The sequence below is a fragment of the Stenotrophomonas sp. Steno-C18 genome, assembly GCF_056393195.1.
In genome coordinates, this window is sequence record NZ_JBWJOX010000004.1 from 158,717 (window position 1) to 175,524 (window position 16,808).

Below are 16,808 nucleotides of genomic sequence, written 5' to 3' on the forward strand. Positions count from 1 at the left end.
GGCCTCGGCCGCGAAGCCGGGAAGGCACGGCAGGGTGCGGGGCGTGCCCGCGTCAATGCGGCCGGCGGCGATCGCGGGGAAGGGGCGGGCAGACGGCTGGCTTCGCGCCTGAGGGCGCTGCTACGACGCGGCCGCCCCCAACGACGGCAGCAGCGCGCGTTCGACCAGCCAGCGCCGGGCGTCGTCGGCATCCTGCTCGAACCAGGCCTGCGTCGATCCCAGCCGGTAGGTGTAGCCCCAGGCGTCCATGTCGGCCATCAGCCGCGCGCTGCCCACGCCGGGCAACTGCCCGGCCAGCACGATCTGCAGGTAGCAGGTGGCGTCTTCCTCGGGCACCGAATCGGTGGCGTCGGTATGCACCTGCGCGCGGCGTTCGGGCGGCAGCACGATCAGGTGGCAGGACTCGTGCAGCATCGAATGGATCGGCGTGTCATCGCGCACGTACACGTCGTTGGCGATGATGCCGGCCTCCGGCTCGCCCCAGTAGCTGCCGGGAATGGTCTCGCCGGCAGCGACGTGGTTCAGGCGCAGCCCGTGGCGGGCGAGCAGGGCGACGGCGTCGTCCCACTGGATGTCGCCGACGCACATCACCGTGGCGGTCGGTTCGGGGGAAAGGGTTTCGTTCACGGGTACGGGGTGCCCGGCGGCCGTGGCCGCCGCGTGGGTGTCACTTGTCGTCGGGCAGGGCGACGGAGATGTCGAGCACGTCGTTGGCGCCGTCCTTGACCAGGTCCACCTTGACCGCGTCGGCATCGATGTTGACGTACTTCTTGATCACTTCCAGCAGCTCGCGCTGCAGCAGCGGCAGGTAGTCCGGGCCGCCGCGGGTGCTGCGCTCCTGCGCGATGATGATCTGCAGGCGGTTCTTCGCGGTTTCGGCGGTGTTCTTTTTCTGCCTCAGGAAATCGAGCAGTCCCATGCTTATCCTCCGAACAGCTTGCTGAAAAAGCCCTTCTTCTCGACCGTCGTGAAGCGCATCGGGCGCTCCTCGCCGAGGATGCGGCCCACCGCGTCTTCATAGGCCTGGCCGGCCGGCGATTCGGCGTCCAGGATGACCGGTTCGCCCTTGTTGGAGGCGTTGAGCACGTCACCGGATTCGGGGATCACGCCGATGGCCTTCAGCCCCAGCACTTCCTCCACGTCGGTGATGCTGAGCATCTCGCCGCTTTCCACGCGGACCGGGCTGTAGCGGGTCAGCAGCAGGAAGGCCGGCACGCCGCCGTTGCCGGTCTCGGCCTTGGCGGTCTTGGAGTCGAGCAGGCCGATGATGCGGTCCGAGTCACGCACCGAGGACACTTCCGGGTTCACCACCACCACGGCGCGGTCGGCGAAGTACATCGCCAGGAACGCGCCCTTCTCGATGCCTGCCGGGGAGTCGCAGATGATGTAGTCGAAGCCGTCGGCGGCCAGGTCCTTGAGGACCTTCTCCACGCCTTCCTTGTTCAGTGCGTCCTTGTCGCGGGTCTGCGAGGCAGCCAGTACGTACAGGTTCTCGAAACGCTTGTCCTTGATCAGGGCCTGCTTGAGCGTGGCCTCGCCATGGACGACGTTGACGAAGTCGTACACCACCCGGCGCTCGCAGCCCATGATCAGGTCCAGGTTGCGCAGGCCGACGTCGAAGTCGATGACGGCAACCTTCTTGCCGCGGCGTGCAAGACCAGACGCGATGCTGGCGCTGGAAGTGGTCTTGCCCACGCCGCCTTTGCCGGAAGTGACAACGATGATTTCAGCCAAAGGATTTCTCCTGAATATTCGGGGTGGGCTGCGTCAATCCAGCGCAGCGATCATGATCTGGTCCTGTTCCAGCCAAACCTGCACGGACTTGCCACGCAGATTGTCCGGAATATCGTCCAGCACCTTGTAGCGTCCTGCAATGGCAACGAGTTCAGCATGGAAGTCGCGGCAGAAGATGCGAGCCGCTTCATTGCCTTGCGCGCCAGCCAGGGCACGGCCACGCAGGGTACCGTAGATATGGATGCTGCCATCGGCAATGACCTCGGCGCCGGCACCCACCGTTGAGAGTACGGTCAGGTCGCAGTTCTCCGCGTACAGCTGTTGGCCGGAGCGGACGTTGGTCAATTGCATGCGGCCCGGCTGCGGCGAAGCGGCCGGAGGCGCGGGGGGCGCCGGTGCCGGGGCGGGTGCCGGTTCCGGTGCGCGCGGGCGCGCTGCCGGTTCGGCATCGGCCCGTTCGTACTGGGCGCGGAACTTGGCCAGCAGCGGCAGGCCCAGCTGCTCGGCCAGACGCTCGGTTTCCTGGGTGCCGTAGGCGAGGGCGACCGGCAGTACGCCGGCCTCGCGCAGGCCGGCGAGCAGTGCCTGGGCCGTGGCCAGGTCGGGGAGCTGGATCAGCCCGCCGAAGTCCAGGATCACCGCGGCACGGCCGAACAGCTTCGGCGCACGCGCCACGCGCTCGTGCATTTCCTGGGTCAGTCGCGCCACATCGAGGGTGCGGATACGCAGGTTGGCGATGCCGACCTGCCCGATTTTCAGTTCACCTGCCTGTTCGTAATCCAAATTCACTGCCATGTTCAGGTTCCCGTCGGACGCTGCTGCAGCGGCCGGCGTGTGTTGCCCACCCAAGGAACGTCGGGCAGGTTGTCGCCATAGGTTTCCTTCACCCATTCGTAGCTGCACAGGTCCTTGAGCAGCATGCTGGCCCGCACGTCCACGTCCGGCATGGTGTTCTGGCCGACCTCGCGGAAGCCGAAGCTGCCATGGAACAGCAGCGCGGCATCGGCGCCATGGTCGAGGAACACCTCGCAGGCCATCTGCGGATAGCGCAGCTCGGCGTAGCTCTGGGCGTCGGCGTAGAACGCCCGGCCCACGCCACCACCGCGGCGGCGGCTGGCCACCACGATGCGGTCAATGTAGAAGAAGCTGGGGTAACGCTTCTGGAACCAGGCGAAGTTGCAGCTGTCGTGCTCGGCGTGGCTGCCATAGCCGACCAGGAAGCCGGCCATGTTGCCGTCGCGCTCGGCGATGCGGAAATACTCGGCCGTCTCGTAGAAGCGACGGACCTTGGCCGCATCCAGCGGGAGGATCGCCAAGCCAGCGTTATTGTTCAGTGCCAGAACGGAATCAAGCTCGTGCTCGCGCACGTCGCGGATGACAATCGACATTGTGACTCCGTGGGGGTGAAACGGTCGTCGGCCCTGCGGGCTTTGCCGCGATTATCGCATGGCTGGCGCAGGGGCGGCGAGCGGCCCCATGCCGTTGGCGGGCATGACTTCCGTGGGAGAGCGCACGGGCCCTGCAATCCTTACCATGCACGCATGTTGGGATACCTCAGCCATACCCGCGTCCTCCGCCTGGCCGGCCTGTTCACCTGGGCCCTGGTCAGCCTGCCGCTGATCTATACGCAGTACGCGCCCGAAGAAGGGATGATGCAGCCGGGCGCCAACGAGGCCGCCTGGCTGTTCATCGCCTACCTGTCCTTCGGTGGCTGCTACTTCTGGCTGACCCGGGGGCTCAATGCCGCCGGGCATACCGGCTGGTACGACCGGCTGGCCCTGCTGCTGCTGACCATCTCGGCGCTGGTGGTCAGCTACATCTCCGGCACCGGGCTGGGCAGCATCCTGATGATGGTGGCGGCGGGGGTGATCCCGTGGCTGCTGAGCAAGTGGGTGGGCGTGCTGTGGCTGGTGGTCAGCCAGCTGGCGGTGCTGCCGGTCTACAGCCTGATCATCGGCCTGCCGCTGTTCGAGGCGCTGTTGCAGTCGCTGCTGTACGGCGGTTTCTCGATGTTCGTGTTCGTCACCAGCCTGGTCGCCCGCCAGCAGACGCTGGCCCGCGAGGAGCAGCGCCGGCTCAACGCCGAACTGCGCGCCACGCGCCTGCTGCTGGCCGAAAGCGCCCGGGTCAACGAGCGCACCCGCATTTCCCGCGAGCTGCATGACCTGCTCGGGCACCACCTGACGGCGTTGAGCCTGAACCTGGAAGTGGCCGGCCACATCACCGAGGGCCAGGCCCAGGAGCATGTCCGGCAGGCGCACACGCTGGCCAAGCTGCTGCTCACCGACGTGCGCGAGGCGGTCAGCCAGCTGCGCGAGAGCGGGGCCATCGACCTGGCCGCGGCGCTGCGGCCGCTGACCGAGCGGGTGCCGTCGCTGGACATCCATCTGCAGATGGATGACCCGCTGAACGTCGAGGACCCCGAGCGCGCCCATGTGCTGCTGCGCTGCACCCAGGAAATCATCACCAATGCGGTGCGTCATGCCGGCGCCCGCAACCTCTGGATCCAGGTCGAGCGGGAAGGGGGTGAGATCGTCATTGATGCCCATGATGACGGCATTGGCGGTGAAGTTGACGAGATCCTGCCGGGAAATGGCCTGCGCGGCATGCGTGAGCGGCTGGCCCAGTACCAGGGCAGCCTCGATGTGTCGGCACGCAAGGGGGAGGGCTTCCGCCTTCGCGCCAGCCTGCCGGTGACTACCCATATGATGTTGGCCTCGGGGCCACAAGGAGTGAACTGATGATCCGTGTCTGCCTGGTGGACGACCAAACCCTGGTACGGCAGGGCATCCGTTCGTTGTTGGCGCTGGACGACGGCATCGAAGTGGTGGCCGAGGCCACCGACGGCCGGCAGGCGGTGGAGATGATCCCGACCGTGAAGCCGGACGTGGTGCTGATGGACATGCGCATGCCGGTGATGTCCGGGCTGGAGGCGTTGCAGACCCTGAGCCGGTTGGGCCAGCTGCCGCCGTCGATCATCCTGACCACCTTCGACGACGACCAACTGGTGCTGGCCGGGCTCAAGGCCGGGGCCAAGGGCTACCTGCTCAAGGACGTCACCCTGGAGCAGCTGGTCGGTGCGATCCGCACCGTGTCCGAGGGCGGCTCGCTGGTGCAGCCGGCGGTGACCCAGCGGCTGCTGTCCGGGCTGGAGCACATGCGCAACGAGTTCGTCAGCCTGGACCGCCCGGACCCGCTGACCGACCGCGAGACCGAGATCCTGCGGCTGATGGCCAGCGGCTTCTCCAACAAGGAGATCGCCAACTCATTGGGCGTGGCCGAGGGCACCATCAAGAACCACGTTTCCAACATCCTGTCCAAGCTCGGCGTGCGCGACCGCACCCGTGCCGTGCTCAAGGCCTTCGAGCTGCAGCTGGTCTGAGCGGTGGGAGAGTTGGATGAATACGCGTGGGGTACTGGTGCCGGCGGTGCCACTGGAGTGAGAATGGGCGGCTCAGGGTCATCACATGGCCTTGACGAATGCATGAAGGCACATCTGCTTGGCGGTTGATGCGCTACCCTGCGGTCTGTCGATCTGACGCCGCCATCCGGGGATGGAAACCGGTACGCCATTTGTAATCAACATCGTGCGAAAAGCCTGATAGGATGGGGGCTTCGCTTCAATCAACCCGGCCGTGGGATCGGCCCCGGAGACTCCTGAATGACCCGTATTATCGAGTTCCTGATTGCCTTGGGGATCGTGGCTGGCTTGTTTGTCATCATCGGCGTGTGTCTGCCGGGTGAGCGCCACATTTCCGAAAGCATCGAAACCAACCGCAAGATGACGATCGTGTATGACACGGTCAACAGCCTGCGCCGCTTCAAGGACTGGAACCCGCTGGTGCTGCGCGACAAGGCGGTCGAGCTGAAGTACAGCGGCCCGGATGCTGGCGTCGGTGCCCGCATGGAGTACTCCTCCAAGAATGACGCCCTGGGCCAGGGCAGCTGGGAGATCAAGGAAAGCGAGAAGAACAAGCGCGTCGTGATCGCCATCGACGACGTGACCCGCGGCACGGACAAGGTGACCACCTTCACCCTGGAGCCGACCGGCAAGAACGATCGCAACGTCAAGATCACCCAGGACTACTCGGTCAAGTACGGCTTCGACCTGTTCGGCCGTTACGCCGGCCTGTACGTCAGCCGCCACGTCGGCGACGACCTGAAGCTGGGCCTGTCGCGCATGGCCAACATGCTGGCCTCGGTGCCGAACGTTGACTACGCCGCTGCCGAAGCGCCGCTGACCGACCTGAAGGTCGTCGAGCTGCCGGCCGAGAACCTGCTGGTCGTCAACGCCGGCAACATCGACCGCAACAACGACTCCATCAAGCAGTCGATCAACGACAACATGGAGTGGATCAAGCGTGCGATGGATGCCAACGGCCTGGTCGCCGCCGGTCCGGTGCGCATCGTGACCACCGACTTCGGTGCCGAGAAGTACGCCTTCGACGTGGTCCTGCCGGTCCGCAAGGGCAGTGCTGCTCCGGCTGCCGCCGGCGACAAGGACAAGAAGGACGGCGAAGCTGCCGCCCCGGCGGCTCCGGTTGCCGCTTCCGGTGATGCACTGACCGTCAAGATCCCGTCCGGCAACCCGGTCACCTACGTGCACACCACGCCGCACCGTGCTGCCACCGCTGCCTACACCGGCCACATGGCTGGCCTGGATGTCGCCCGCAACGCGCTGCGTGCCTGGGCAACCACCATGGGCAACGAAGTGGTGGATCGTCCGTACGAGTCGTGGAAGGGTGGCGTGGACAAGGGGTTCACCACCGACGGCACCTACGACATCTACTGGGCCGTCAAGTAAGCGGCCGGATGTTGCTGGTGAAGTGATACACGAAAACGCGCCGCTCCCTGCGGCGCGTTTTTTTTGGGGCCGGCCTGGCCGGCCCGTAGACGGGAGCAGGCACATGCTTGGACAGGAACGACGTTCGCGTAAACCTTCTTTTCTGGGGTTCTGCGGCGGCTTGCTGGCGGCCGTGGCGATCGGGCTGTCGGCCTATGCCTCGCACGGCGTGAGCGAGCCGCTGGCGCAGTCGCACCTGAACACCGCCGCGCTGTATGCGTTGGGCCATGGCGCGGTGCTGGCGGTGTTGGGCGGGTCGTCGTTGAACGGTCTCGCGCGGGTCGCGCTGTATGTGCTGCTGCTGGGGACGCTGCTGTTCTCCGGCAGCCTGGCCGGCAACGTGCTGGCGCAGTGGCCGACCACGCTTGCACCGGCCGGCGGCACGACCCTGATGGGGGGCTGGGTGCTGCTGGCGTTCAGTGCGCTGAAGCGCTGACCCCATGCCGCGTCATGCGCGTGGTTTCGATGTCGATCAGGCGCTGGCGCACCTGCAGCGCAGTGATCGGAAGCTGGCCGGCTGGATCCGCCGGCTGGGGCCGTTGCCGGCGCCGGATGGCTGGAAGCGATCGTTCGACCCGGTCGACGCGCTGGCGCGCGCGATCCTGTTCCAGCAGCTCAGCGGCAAGGCGGCCTCCACGATCGTGGGCCGGGTAGAGGTGGCCATCGGCAGCCGGCGCCTGCATGCCGATACCTTGTCGTTGATCGATGATGCGGGGCTGCGCGCGTGCGGCGTGTCCGGCAACAAGTCGCTGGCGCTGCGTGACCTGGCCCGGCGCGAGGCCGCCGGCGAACTGCCGACGTTGCGGCAGATGTCGACGATGGACCATGAGGACATCATCCGCGCGCTGGTGCCGGTGCGCGGCATCGGGCGCTGGACGGTGGAGATGATGCTGATGTTCCGGTTGGGCCGGCCGGACATCCTGCCGATCGATGACCTGGGCATCCGCAAGGGCGCACAGCGCGTGGACAAGGCCGGGGCGATGCCGACGCCCAAGGCGCTGGCCGAACGGGGTGAGCGCTGGGGGCCGTACCGCACCTACGCCAGCCTGTACCTGTGGCGGATCGCGGACTTCAGCGCTGATCCGAAGCCGGCCACCAACCGCTCTCAGGATTGAGCGCCGCCGGTAGGGGCGGCTTCGGCCGCGAAGTGGGCAGGCTCCCGGTCCCGGTCAGGATTCACGGCGTGACTCGCGCCGCTTCGCTGCCGCGGGGCAGTTGCCTCGCCCGGCGCAGTTCCGTCGTTCGTGGCGGCCGCTCCCGCGGGGATCAGCCGTGCGGCAGATAGCGGTCCCATAGCAGGTTGCGGAAGCGGTTGTCCGGATCCACCTGGCGCTTGATCGCGGCGAAGCGGGGCGCCTGCGGGTAGGCGCTGCGGAACTGCGCCAGCGTGGCATGCAGGCGATAGGGCAGGTAGTAACAACCGCCATGTGCCAGCGCGGCGGCGATCAGCTGCCGGGTCCAGCGACGGGTGTTCTGCTCGGCCGCATTCCAGTTGCGCTGTTTGTGGTACAGCACGAAGCAGAACACGTCCTCGCGCGCCCAGCGCATCAGCGAGGTGGTGTCCGCCGGTGCGTGCCGGACCGAGATGTTCAGCGCATTGGCCTCGCCCTCGCGCAGGATGCGCGCCATCGCCCGTGCGAACGATACGAAGGCCGACATCGGGACGAAGTACTCCTGCAGCAGATAGGACGACATGCGCCGCGTGCGGGGTTCCAGCGCGGTCGCGTCCAGGCTGGCCTCCAGGTTGCGCCGGATCACGCGTGGCTGGGTCAGCAATTGCCGGGTCTGGTAGACGTCGCGCAACTGGTCGCCTCCCGGCAGCTCGGAGGCGGCCCAGATCATGTTCTGCTGCTTGGGGTAGCTGGATTGGCCGGGCATCAGCCGCAGCGGGTCGGTCAGCGGCGCATGGCTGCGGCGCCAGCTGATCGCCAGGGGCCTGTCGAAGTCCGGCGGGATCAGATCGGCGTTGTGCAGCACCACGTCGTTCCGGCCGAGCACCTGCGCCTGGAACCAGTCCGTATAGTCGGCCAGTGCAACCTGCTCGACCTTGCGCGCGATCACTTCATTGTCGGTCAGGTCGAGTTCGACCTCGGTGATCACGCCGAGCCCGCCGTACCCGCCGATCACCGCGGCGAACAGCTCCGGCTGCTGCATGCGCGAGAGCTCCAGCGTTTCACCGGCCGCGGTGACCAGTTGCAGGGCGCGCACCGTGCCAGCCAACGCACCATTGCCGATGTAGCGGCCATGGCAGTTGACCGAGACCGATCCGCCGATGGAGAAGTTGCTGTAGCTCTGCATGACCTTGACCGACAGGTCGTGCGGGTCGATCAACGCCTGCAGTTCTCGCCAGCGCATGCCGGCCTGCACGCGCACCCGCCGGTGGGCGGTGTCCAGCCAGACCAGGCGGTTCATCGTGGTCATGTCCAGCTGCAGCGCGTCCGGTTCGCGGGTCTGCCCGCCCATGCTGTAGCGGCCGCCTGCGATGCAGACCACCCCGGGCCAACGGCGCAGTGCCGCGGCAATGCCGGCGCTGCCGGTGGGGTGCAGCGTGCCGGCGATCCGGGTCTGGTCCAGTTGCGCCACATCGCTCGCCTGCGGCTGCCCGGCGTCGCGACGGCACGCCGTCAAGCCGCCAAGCAGGCCTGCCGATAGCGTGCCCTGCAGCACCGCGCGGCGGCGCGGATCAGTTCGGTGCGTCGTCACGGCTGGCAAGGCACCAATGCCACGGCTCGTAGACGATGCCGTGCGGATTGTCGCGGGGGTAGCTCATGTGGAAGCCGAACGTGGCGGCGTGTTGCTGCAACCATGCGAACGCAGCCGTTTGCTCGAAGGATTCCTCGGCGGCCGGCTCGCCGGGGCTGCTGATGTCCAGCGCGTTGCCGCCATGGTGTTCGCTGTAGCCCGGTGCGGCATTGACGGTGAGGATCTGTTCCACCGACAGCCCGCGCGCCTGCTTCCGCTCGAAGATGCCCAGCTGGTAGGCGTGGCTGCGGTACCCGGAAATCGTCTCCAGGGCGATGCCGTCGACCGCGGCGGCCTGCTGCATGCGCTGCCACGCGCGCGCCGCGGCACGGGTGAGCCACAGGGGGCGGCGGTAGCGGTCGAAGCCGGCCAATGCCAGGTGTGCAGGTTCGGCCACCAGTGCCAGGCCGGTGCGTTCGGCATAGCGGGCCTCATCCAGGCCGAGCTGGTCTAGGCGCTGCTGCAGGCGGTCCAGCGGAAGCGTGCCCGGCGGTGGTGGGATGCGCGCCGGTTGCGTGAGGCGGGTTTCCAGCGCGGCCAGGGCTTCGTTGATGCCGGCGGCATCGGCCAGGCGGGGGAGCAGGGGCATCAGCCCGCCAGCAAGCTGCGCGGCGAGGTAGCGCCCGTCCTGCTTGCGGCGCAGGACATGGCTGGCCCGCGCCAGCAGGCGTGCATCGTGGTTGCTGCGTGCGTGCAGCAACCCGCCGGGCCAGATTTCGATATCCGGGGTGTTGATCAGGAGATGGGGGGCGTTGCGCATCCGCCCAGCTTAGGGGCGCACACGCCGCTCGGCCAGCCGGCGGAGTTCATCGAGCAGCTGCCGGGGCTGCTCGGGACTGACCAGCACGACCGAACCATCGCGCAGTGGCAACACCAGCACGCGTTGGTTGTCGGTGATCAGGCAGAACGCCTTGCCGCCATCGGGCATGCGGAAGTGGCCCGAGCGGAAGCCGGGAAACTGGAAGCCATTGGCCTTGGATGCAGGCTTGAAGTCCGGGTACTCGTCGAAGCGGACCGCGCGTGCACGGTCCAGGCGCAACTCGCCCAGCGCCACGCGCTTGCGGTACAGCGTGCTGACGATGTCCAGCTGCCCGCCGTCGAGCGTGATCGAGCGACGCCGGTAGAGCAGGCTCAGTGCAAGCGCCAGCAGTGGCAGCACCACCAGTGGTCCCCATGAGGCGAAAGCGGTGGTGACCGGGGATTTGCCAGCAAACAGGCGGAGCAGCGGCGCGAGGCTGATGGCCAGCAGGATCGGCCCCCACAGCCACCACAGCGCGCCGCGGCCCGCTGCGGCCAGTGGGATCGGGTGGGCGGCGGCATGGGCCGGGGGGATCATCGGGTGTGGATCCACTGCGCGATGTCGTTGATCAGCACAGCATCGACGTGACCGGGCTGCTGGTAGTCCTGCAGCGCCGGCTTGCCGCTGGCGCGGATGGCCAGGTGATTGAGCGCGGGGTAGTGATGGAACCGGTAGCGTTCGCCCTGCAGGCCCTTGCGCCACAGCTGCCACTCGGCATCGACCACCTGGAAGTCCTGCCCGCCCTGCAACAGCAGCACCGGCAGGCCGCTGGCGCGGACATCGGCGACCGGGTCGACCTGTTCCAGTTGTTGCCAGAAGCGTCCGGGCAGGTTCATCAGCGTGGCGTCGGGATCACGCCGGGCCTGGGCGATGGCGGCGTCCAGTGCGACCAGCTGCGCCTGCTCTTCGGCGCTGACGCTGCCGTCGAGGTTGGCCATGTAGCGGTTCTGCTCGGCCAGGATGTCCAGGATCGGCCGCACCGGTGCGGCCAGCAGGATCAGCCCGGCCAGCTTGCCGTCGGTGGCCCTGGCGATCCGGCCGGCGAGCAGGCCGCCCTGGCTGTGGCCGAGCAGGTAGACCTGTTGCGGATCGATGCCGGGCGTGGCCGCCAGGGCCTGCACCGCGGCAGCGGCATCGTCGGTGGTTTCGTCATCGACGGTGAAAGCACCCTGGAACTCCTGTGGGCGTGCATGGGTGCGCTTCTCGTAACGCAGCACCGCGATGCCCTGTGCGGCCAGGCCGCGCGCGATGTCCAGGAACGGGCGATTGGAACCGATGGTTTCGTCGCGGTCCTGCGGGCCGGAGCCATGCACCAGCACCAGCGCCGGGAACGGGCCCTTGCCCTTGGGCAGGGCCAGCGTGCCGGGCAGGGCGGCCTTGCCTGCTGCACTGGCAGGCACCTGGAAGTCCTGCTCGATGAAGGCCGCATCGGCGGCCGGCGCGGCGGCCGCTGGCGGGCCGGCCGGCTGGACCAGGAAACCGGTGATCCGGTCATCGCTGTCCAGGGCGACCCGTGCCTGCAGTGCGCCGTTGGCGTACTGCAACGGGATGACCACGATGCGCACGCCGTCGGCTTCGCTGGTGCGTGCATCGCCCCGGCCGGTGGCGGCCCCCATCTGCGCCGGCAGCGACTCCCAGACCGCGCGGAGCTTGTCGGCCGGGACCGCAGCCTTCATCTGCGCCGAGAACATGGCCTCGGCCTGGGCGTACTGGCCGGCGTCGAGCTGGTCGAGCAGGCGTGTGGCCAATGCCTCCGGCTCCGCCGCGAACGCACTGCCGGACAGGGTGAGCATCGCCGCGGCAATCCAGGCCGTCACGGTGTTCATCATTGCTCCTTCTTGAACACAAGCGTGGGCGAGGAAATCGTCGGCGTGGCGTGCACGACGTTGACCAGTTCCCAGCCGAGCCGGCCCTGCTTGTCCAGTTCTTCCTGCAGTGCTTCATGCCTGAAGCCGCCCATCAGGCCGGTCTTCACTTCAACGACGAGGTACTTCCATTGCTTGCTCATGGGTCTTCCTGTTTCGTGTCAGCGTCGGGTCTGGGAAGACGCCCGGCCTTGCGCAGGGCGTCGCGGATCACGTACTCGATCTGCGCGTTGAGGCTGCGCAGCTCGTCGTCGGCCCAGCGCTGGGCCGCCGCCAGTACGTCGGCGTTGATGCGCAGCGGGTAGGCCTTCTTCTCACTCACTTGCGGGGGACTCCGTTGCGCTCGCGGCGCAGGTGCACCACCAGCGAGATGCCCAGCGCGTTGACCGCGATTACCAGCGCGATCACCACGCCGTAGGCGATGTTGCGGTTGTCGCCGGCCAGGTACACGCCAACCGCGCCGACGAACAGGCACAGCGCGATCAATGCCCAGCGCAGCCCCAGCCCGCGCGCATGCGCGGTGCCGGGGCGGCCGCTCCAGGCGGCGAAGCACAGGGCGGGGATGCCGGTGGCGGCGATGATCAGGGGGGCAAGGGCATTCAACGGGAGATCCTCAGTACAGCGAGCCGGCATTGACGATCGGCTGGGTGCCGCGGTCCGAGCACAACACGGTGAGCAGGTTGCTGACCATGTGCGCCTTGCGCTCCTCGTCCAGCTCGACCACGGCGTTCTTCTGCAGTTCGACCAGGGCCATCTCGACCATGCCGACGGCACCGGCCACGATCTGCGTGCGTGCGGCGATCACCGCGCTGGCCTGCTGGCGCTGCAGCATGGCCTGGGCGATTTCCGGCGCGTAGGCCAGGTGGCTGATGCGGGCATCGAGCACCTGCACGCCGGCATCGGCCAGGCGTTCGGCCAACTCGTCCTTCAGGTGCTGCGAGATTTCGGCTGCGTGGCTGCGCAGGGCCAACTGGCCTTCGCTGTGCTGGTCGTAGGGATAGCTGGTGGCCATCGCGCGCAACGCCGACTCGGACTGGATGTGCACGAAGCTCTCGTAGTCATCGACGTTGTAGACCGCTTCGGAGGCATCGACCACCTGCCAGACGATGACCGCGGCGATCTCGATGGGCGAGCCGTCCAGCTCGTTGACCTTGAGCTTGCCGCTCTCGAAGTTGCGCACGCGCTGGCTGACCTTGCGCTTGGTCAGGAAGGGGTTGTTCCAGCGCAGGCCGTTGTCCTTGACCGTGCCGACGTACTTGCCGAACAGGCTGAGCACCGCGGCCTGGTTGGGCTGGACCATGTACAGGCCGCAGCTGAGGAAGATGCCGACGGTCACCAGCACGATGCCGGCAAGCACCATCAACCCGCCGCCGCCCAGGCCGGATTTGGTCAGGACCACGGCGAAGATGATGGCGACCGTGCCCGCCAGCATCAGGGCGAGGGTGCCAAGCAGGGTGGGGATACCGGACAGCGAACTGAGAGGCTTCTCTTTCATGGCACGTCTTCCGTGGTGGTTGAGTGAGAAGATATCAAATTGATATCAATCAGCAAGTGCCCCGCGGGCGGCCGGCGTTGGCTCCCGGAAGCGGGGTGTTGGTGGTCGGAACTCCATGTCGCCTGCCGCCTGGCGGTGCGGCGCGCGCCCCCCGCCCAGGGGCCGGCTTGCCTAGAATGTGCATCCCTTTTGGTCCTGCCCCCGGAATCGCCTGATGACCACGCTCGGTACCCCGCTGTCGCCCTCCGCCACCCGTGTCCTGCTGCTCGGCTCCGGTGAACTGGGCAAGGAAGTCGCCATCGAGCTGCAGCGCTTCGGGGTGGAAGTGATTGCCGCCGACCGGTATGCCGATGCGCCGGCCATGCAGGTGGCGCACCGCAGCCACGTGCTGGACATGCTCGACCCGGCGGCGCTGAAGGCCGTGATTGCCCAGGAGCAGCCGCATCTGGTCGTGCCGGAGATCGAGGCCATCCACACCGAAACCCTGGTGCAGCTGGAAGCCGAACAGGGCCTGCGGGTGATCCCGACCGCCCGCGCCGCGCGCCTGACCATGGACCGCGAGGGCATCCGCCGGCTGGCGGCCGAGACGCTGGGCCTGCCGACCTCGCCGTACCGTTTCGTCGATACCGAGGCCGAATACCGCGATGCGGTGGCCGCGATCGGCCTGCCGTGCGTGGTCAAGCCGGTGATGTCGTCCTCGGGCAAGGGCCAGAGCACGTTGCGCAGCGAGGCCGACATCGGCCCGGCGTGGGACTACGCGCAGACCGGTGGCCGCGCCGGTGCCGGTCGCTGCATCGTCGAGGGCTTCATCGACTTCGAGTACGAGATCACCCTGCTGACCGTGCGCCATGCCGGCGGCACGTCGTTCTGCGATCCGGTCGGGCACCTGCAGCGCGACGGTGACTACCGCGAAAGCTGGCAGCCGCAGGCGATGTCGCCCAAGGCGCTGGAGCGCGCGCAGCAGATTGCCCGCGCCATCACCGACGACCTCGGTGGCTGGGGCCTGTTCGGCGTGGAGCTGTTCGTGAAGGGCGACGATGTCTGGTTCAGCGAGGTCTCGCCGCGTCCGCACGACACCGGCCTGGTCACGCTGGTATCGCAGGAGCTGAGTGAGTTCGCGCTGCATGCCCGCGCGATCCTGGGCCTGCCGATCCCGGTGATCCGTCACCACGGCGCATCGGCCTCGTGCGCGATGCTGGCGCAGGGCAACGGCGTGCCGTTCTTCAGCAATGTGGCCGAAGCGCTGCTGCACCCGGATTCGGCGCTGCGCCTGTTCGGCAAGCCGATGGTGCAGGGCCAGCGCCGCGTCGGCGTCACCCTGGCGCGCGCGGCCGACGTGGACCAGGCGCGTGCGATCGCGCGCGATGCGGCGGCAGCGATCGGGATTGAGCTGCGCTGAGTTCGTTTGGAGCTCCCCTCTCCCCAACCCTTCCCTTGGCGGTGCCAAAGGGAGGGGCAAAAGCAGGCTTCGTTGCAGCCTGAAGCGCCGCGCAGAACCGCCGCCTCCCTATGGCACCGCCAAGGGGAGGACGGGGGAGGGGTAAGCCCTTGGTCTTGCCGCAACAAAAAACGCCGGCTTCCGCCGGCGTTTTCCGTAAGCCCTCAGCGCACGTCCACCCAGACCAGATGGTGGTCGCTGCCGTCGGCGATCTTCGCCTCGGGGCTGGCGTTGGCCGGCCAGAACACGCCGCTGCCGATGTAGCTGAAACCCGTGGATGGCAGCACGTAGTCCAGGCGCATCGTGCCCGAGCGCGGGCCGAAATCACCGGTGGCGTGCTGCGGTGCGCCGCGTCGGACCAGGCCCTTTTCGGCATAGGCCAGGCTGGTCTCGCGCGCGCCCTCGCTGCTCGGCGTGGGGTAGCGCAGCACGCGCGGATGCTCGAGCAGTTCGAGGATGGCGTCGTGGCGTCCGTCGCCATCGACCGGGTCGTTGTTCATGTCGCCGACGATCACGAACCGCGCATCGGCGGCCAGCCCGCCGCAGCGGCCCTGGTCGTCGCACAGCCAGGCGTCGTTGCCGCCATCGAGATAGTCCTTCCACAGCCGCAGCTCGTCATGGTTGCGCGCGGCGTTGCGCTTCTCCTTGCCATCGAACACCGGCGGGGTGGGGTGGGAGGCCAGCACGTGCACGGTGCCCAGCGGGGTTTCCACCGGCACGTCCCAGTGCGACTTGGACGACAGGCGCAGCTGTGACCACACCGCATCGGGCCAGAACGATTTGCCGGTGCCTGGCTCGATCGGGCGCAGCGCGCCGGGCATGGCGCTCCACTTCAGCAGCTGGAAGCTGCGTACGTGCTTCTCGTCGATGGGGTAGCGGGACAGCACCAGCATGCCGTACTGGCCCGGGTGCAGGCCGTAGCCCCACGCATCGTTGCCACGCTCGCGGCCGGTGCCGCCGACGCTGCCGTTGTTGTCCAGGTCCAGGCCGCTGGGCACGCCGGTGTTGACCGGTGCCAGGTAGCGGTAGGGGTAGTGCAGCGGTTCGCCGCCACCGGGCTGGGCCACTTCGAGGTAGCGCTGCTGGAACAGCTCGGCGGCCCGGTGGGCCGGGTCGAAGTCGAACTCGTTGAGCAGCACCAGGTCCGGGCGCGCCTGTTGCAGCACCGCGGCGATCTTGCGTGCATGGGCGCTGTCGCCCTGCAGTTCGCGGATCAGGCCACCTTCCTCGTCGGAGTACAGCGAGGTGTTGTACGTGGCCAGCCGCAGGTGGTCGGCGGAGGAGGGCACGCTGGCGGTGTTCGCGGAGGTGGAACAGGCTGCCAGCAGCAGGGTCATGGGGAGCAGGAAAGTGGGAATGCGCATCCGGGCATTTTCTCACGACCTCATGACCGGTACGAGAAATACGAACGCCCCGCGGGGGCGGGGCGTCCGAGGTCCGGCTCAGCGTGGGATCAGAACGTGCAGCCCATGGCGCCGAAGCTGGTCTTGGCCTGGTCCATGGCGGTCTTGCACTGGGCGGCCAGGGCGGTCTTGTCGGAGATGCCCTTCCAGGCGTTCTTCGACTGCTCGATGCCCTGCTTCATCATGTCGCGCTGGGCTTCGGGAACCTTGTCGCTGATGCAGGCGTAGACCTTCTCCAGGTACTGGTCGCATTCCGGGACGCCAGTGCCGGCATCAACGGTGTCGGTGGTCGGCGCCGGGGTCACGGCGGCCGGGGCGGAGGCGGCCGGAGCTGCGGGGGCTGCCGGGTCGGCAGGCGTCTCGGCCTTCTTGCAGGCGGCCAGGGACAGGACGGCGAAAGCGGCAACAGCCAGGATCTTGATCTTCACGCATAGCTCCAGTTGGACAGGGGTTCTTCCTTTTGGCCGCCGCGAGGTCCGCGGCGACGGG

21 protein-coding genes are annotated in these 16,808 nt (G+C 67.7%); 6 read left to right on the top strand and 15 right to left on the bottom strand.

Translation table 11 applies throughout. The features are described from left to right. Positions 1–120: 120 nt before the first annotated feature. The 5 genes from AC06FE_RS10065 to AC06FE_RS10085 form a co-directional block, all read right to left on the bottom strand. Positions 121–588 (bottom strand): hypothetical protein, encoded by a 468-nt coding sequence (locus AC06FE_RS10065; protein ID WP_478073085.1) that lies wholly within the window; start codon positions 586–588, stop codon positions 121–123. A 79-nt stretch (positions 589–667) separates the two neighbouring features. After that, positions 668–919, bottom strand: coding sequence for a cell division topological specificity factor MinE (gene minE / locus AC06FE_RS10070; RefSeq protein WP_132864545.1), 252 nt, complete (start codon positions 917–919; stop codon positions 668–670). Positions 920–921: 2 nt separating this feature from the next. Next, on the bottom strand, positions 922–1,734 hold the full coding sequence (minD, locus tag AC06FE_RS10075; protein WP_132864544.1) for a septum site-determining protein MinD: 813 nt from the start codon (positions 1,732–1,734) through the stop codon (positions 922–924). Between the two features lie 33 nt (positions 1,735–1,767). Then, positions 1,768–2,529 carry a septum site-determining protein MinC gene (gene minC, locus AC06FE_RS10080; protein ID WP_313255508.1) on the bottom strand — a complete coding sequence of 254 codons (762 nt, stop codon included), beginning with the start codon at positions 2,527–2,529 and terminating at the stop codon, positions 1,768–1,770. A 2-nt stretch (positions 2,530–2,531) separates the two neighbouring features. Next, entirely contained in the window at positions 2,532–3,122 is a 591-nt protein-coding gene (locus AC06FE_RS10085) for a GNAT family N-acetyltransferase (protein WP_132864542.1), read from the bottom strand. A gap of 153 nt (positions 3,123–3,275) precedes the next feature. Here AC06FE_RS10085 and AC06FE_RS10090 point away from each other — a divergent pair, with 153 nt between their 5' ends. The 5 genes from AC06FE_RS10090 to AC06FE_RS10110 all read left to right on the top strand — a co-directional run bounded on the left by AC06FE_RS10090 (position 3,276) and on the right by AC06FE_RS10110 (position 7,692). Then, positions 3,276–4,475, top strand: a complete 1,200-nt coding sequence (locus tag AC06FE_RS10090) for a sensor histidine kinase (RefSeq protein WP_132864541.1) — start codon at positions 3,276–3,278, stop codon at positions 4,473–4,475. Next, positions 4,475–5,116 carry a response regulator gene (locus tag AC06FE_RS10095; RefSeq protein WP_132864540.1) on the top strand — a complete coding sequence of 214 codons (642 nt, stop codon included), beginning with the start codon at positions 4,475–4,477 and terminating at the stop codon, positions 5,114–5,116. The genes AC06FE_RS10090 and AC06FE_RS10095 overlap by 1 nt, the downstream gene beginning before the upstream one ends. A gap of 279 nt (positions 5,117–5,395) precedes the next feature. Beyond that, entirely contained in the window at positions 5,396–6,538 is a 1,143-nt protein-coding gene (locus AC06FE_RS10100; protein ID WP_313255512.1) for a polyketide cyclase, read from the top strand. A gap of 103 nt (positions 6,539–6,641) precedes the next feature. Further along, entirely contained in the window at positions 6,642–7,013 is a 372-nt protein-coding gene (locus AC06FE_RS10105; RefSeq protein WP_478072968.1) for a DUF423 domain-containing protein, read from the top strand. A 4-nt stretch (positions 7,014–7,017) separates the two neighbouring features. After that, positions 7,018–7,692: a DNA-3-methyladenine glycosylase family protein gene (locus tag AC06FE_RS10110; protein ID WP_478072969.1), complete on the top strand. Its 675-nt coding sequence runs from the start codon at positions 7,018–7,020 to the stop codon at positions 7,690–7,692. 151 nt (positions 7,693–7,843) lie between these two features. Here AC06FE_RS10110 and AC06FE_RS10115 read toward each other — a convergent pair whose 3' ends face one another. Genes AC06FE_RS10115 through AC06FE_RS10150 form a run of 8 tightly spaced genes read right to left on the bottom strand, consistent with a single transcriptional unit; the run spans position 7,844 to position 13,478 of the window. Continuing rightward, positions 7,844–9,280 carry an FAD-binding oxidoreductase gene (locus AC06FE_RS10115; protein ID WP_478072970.1) on the bottom strand — a complete coding sequence of 479 codons (1,437 nt, stop codon included), beginning with the start codon at positions 9,278–9,280 and terminating at the stop codon, positions 7,844–7,846. Further along, positions 9,261–10,079, bottom strand: a complete 819-nt coding sequence (locus AC06FE_RS10120; protein ID WP_478072971.1) for a M15 family metallopeptidase — start codon at positions 10,077–10,079, stop codon at positions 9,261–9,263. The genes AC06FE_RS10115 and AC06FE_RS10120 overlap by 20 nt, the downstream gene beginning before the upstream one ends. Before the next feature lie 9 nt (positions 10,080–10,088). Next, positions 10,089–10,655, bottom strand: coding sequence for a PH domain-containing protein (locus AC06FE_RS10125; RefSeq protein WP_478072972.1), 567 nt, complete (start codon positions 10,653–10,655; stop codon positions 10,089–10,091). Further along, entirely contained in the window at positions 10,652–11,944 is a 1,293-nt protein-coding gene (locus AC06FE_RS10130) for an alpha/beta hydrolase (protein ID WP_478072973.1), read from the bottom strand. Before AC06FE_RS10130 ends, AC06FE_RS10125 begins: the two co-directional genes overlap by 4 nt. Beyond that, positions 11,944–12,126 carry a DUF4177 domain-containing protein gene (locus AC06FE_RS10135; protein WP_132864534.1) on the bottom strand — a complete coding sequence of 61 codons (183 nt, stop codon included), beginning with the start codon at positions 12,124–12,126 and terminating at the stop codon, positions 11,944–11,946. Before AC06FE_RS10135 ends, AC06FE_RS10130 begins: the two co-directional genes overlap by 1 nt. After that, on the bottom strand, positions 12,123–12,305 hold the full coding sequence (locus AC06FE_RS10140) for a type II toxin-antitoxin system antitoxin (protein WP_132864533.1): 183 nt from the start codon (positions 12,303–12,305) through the stop codon (positions 12,123–12,125). The genes AC06FE_RS10135 and AC06FE_RS10140 overlap by 4 nt, the downstream gene beginning before the upstream one ends. Further along, a complete protein-coding gene (locus tag AC06FE_RS10145; RefSeq protein ID WP_192286326.1) occupies positions 12,302–12,586 on the bottom strand; it encodes a hypothetical protein in 285 nt (94 codons plus the stop codon). The genes AC06FE_RS10140 and AC06FE_RS10145 overlap by 4 nt, the downstream gene beginning before the upstream one ends. Before the next feature lie 10 nt (positions 12,587–12,596). Further along, positions 12,597–13,478: an SPFH domain-containing protein gene (locus AC06FE_RS10150; RefSeq protein ID WP_478072974.1), complete on the bottom strand. Its 882-nt coding sequence runs from the start codon at positions 13,476–13,478 to the stop codon at positions 12,597–12,599. A 214-nt stretch (positions 13,479–13,692) separates the two neighbouring features. Here AC06FE_RS10150 and purT point away from each other — a divergent pair, with 214 nt between their 5' ends. After that, on the top strand, positions 13,693–14,877 hold the full coding sequence (purT, locus tag AC06FE_RS10155) for a formate-dependent phosphoribosylglycinamide formyltransferase (RefSeq protein WP_132864530.1): 1,185 nt from the start codon (positions 13,693–13,695) through the stop codon (positions 14,875–14,877). Positions 14,878–15,080: 203 nt separating this feature from the next. On the opposite strand, the gene AC06FE_RS10160 is transcribed toward purT, so the two are convergent. Then, positions 15,081–16,253 (bottom strand): endonuclease/exonuclease/phosphatase family protein, encoded by a 1,173-nt coding sequence (locus AC06FE_RS10160; RefSeq protein ID WP_243694093.1) that lies wholly within the window; start codon positions 16,251–16,253, stop codon positions 15,081–15,083. A gap of 116 nt (positions 16,254–16,369) precedes the next feature. Further along, positions 16,370–16,747 carry a hypothetical protein gene (locus AC06FE_RS10165; RefSeq protein ID WP_165931079.1) on the bottom strand — a complete coding sequence of 126 codons (378 nt, stop codon included), beginning with the start codon at positions 16,745–16,747 and terminating at the stop codon, positions 16,370–16,372. Positions 16,748–16,808: the final 61 nt, after the last annotated feature.

Coding starts and splice junctions, on each gene's coding strand:
- AC06FE_RS10065 (WP_478073085.1), bottom strand. CDS start 588: ATGTGCGTCGGCGACATCCAGTGGGACGACGCCGTCGCCCTGCTCGCC.
- AC06FE_RS10120 (WP_478072971.1), bottom strand. CDS start 10,079: ATGCGCAACGCCCCCCATCTCCTGATCAACACCCCGGATATCGAAATC.
- AC06FE_RS10105 (WP_478072968.1), top strand. CDS start 6,642: ATGCTTGGACAGGAACGACGTTCGCGTAAACCTTCTTTTCTGGGGTTC.
- AC06FE_RS10085 (WP_132864542.1), bottom strand. CDS start 3,122: ATGTCGATTGTCATCCGCGACGTGCGCGAGCACGAGCTTGATTCCGTT.
- minE (WP_132864545.1), bottom strand. CDS start 919: ATGGGACTGCTCGATTTCCTGAGGCAGAAAAAGAACACCGCCGAAACC.
- AC06FE_RS10135 (WP_132864534.1), bottom strand. CDS start 12,126: ATGAGCAAGCAATGGAAGTACCTCGTCGTTGAAGTGAAGACCGGCCTG.
- AC06FE_RS10095 (WP_132864540.1), top strand. CDS start 4,475: ATGATCCGTGTCTGCCTGGTGGACGACCAAACCCTGGTACGGCAGGGC.
- AC06FE_RS10090 (WP_132864541.1), top strand. CDS start 3,276: ATGTTGGGATACCTCAGCCATACCCGCGTCCTCCGCCTGGCCGGCCTG.
- AC06FE_RS10130 (WP_478072973.1), bottom strand. CDS start 11,944: ATGAACACCGTGACGGCCTGGATTGCCGCGGCGATGCTCACCCTGTCC.
- AC06FE_RS10110 (WP_478072969.1), top strand. CDS start 7,018: ATGCCGCGTCATGCGCGTGGTTTCGATGTCGATCAGGCGCTGGCGCAC.
- minC (WP_313255508.1), bottom strand. CDS start 2,529: ATGGCAGTGAATTTGGATTACGAACAGGCAGGTGAACTGAAAATCGGG.
- AC06FE_RS10160 (WP_243694093.1), bottom strand. CDS start 16,253: ATGACCCTGCTGCTGGCAGCCTGTTCCACCTCCGCGAACACCGCCAGC.
- AC06FE_RS10150 (WP_478072974.1), bottom strand. CDS start 13,478: ATGAAAGAGAAGCCTCTCAGTTCGCTGTCCGGTATCCCCACCCTGCTT.
- AC06FE_RS10125 (WP_478072972.1), bottom strand. CDS start 10,655: ATGATCCCCCCGGCCCATGCCGCCGCCCACCCGATCCCACTGGCCGCA.
- AC06FE_RS10100 (WP_313255512.1), top strand. CDS start 5,396: ATGACCCGTATTATCGAGTTCCTGATTGCCTTGGGGATCGTGGCTGGC.
- purT (WP_132864530.1), top strand. CDS start 13,693: ATGACCACGCTCGGTACCCCGCTGTCGCCCTCCGCCACCCGTGTCCTG.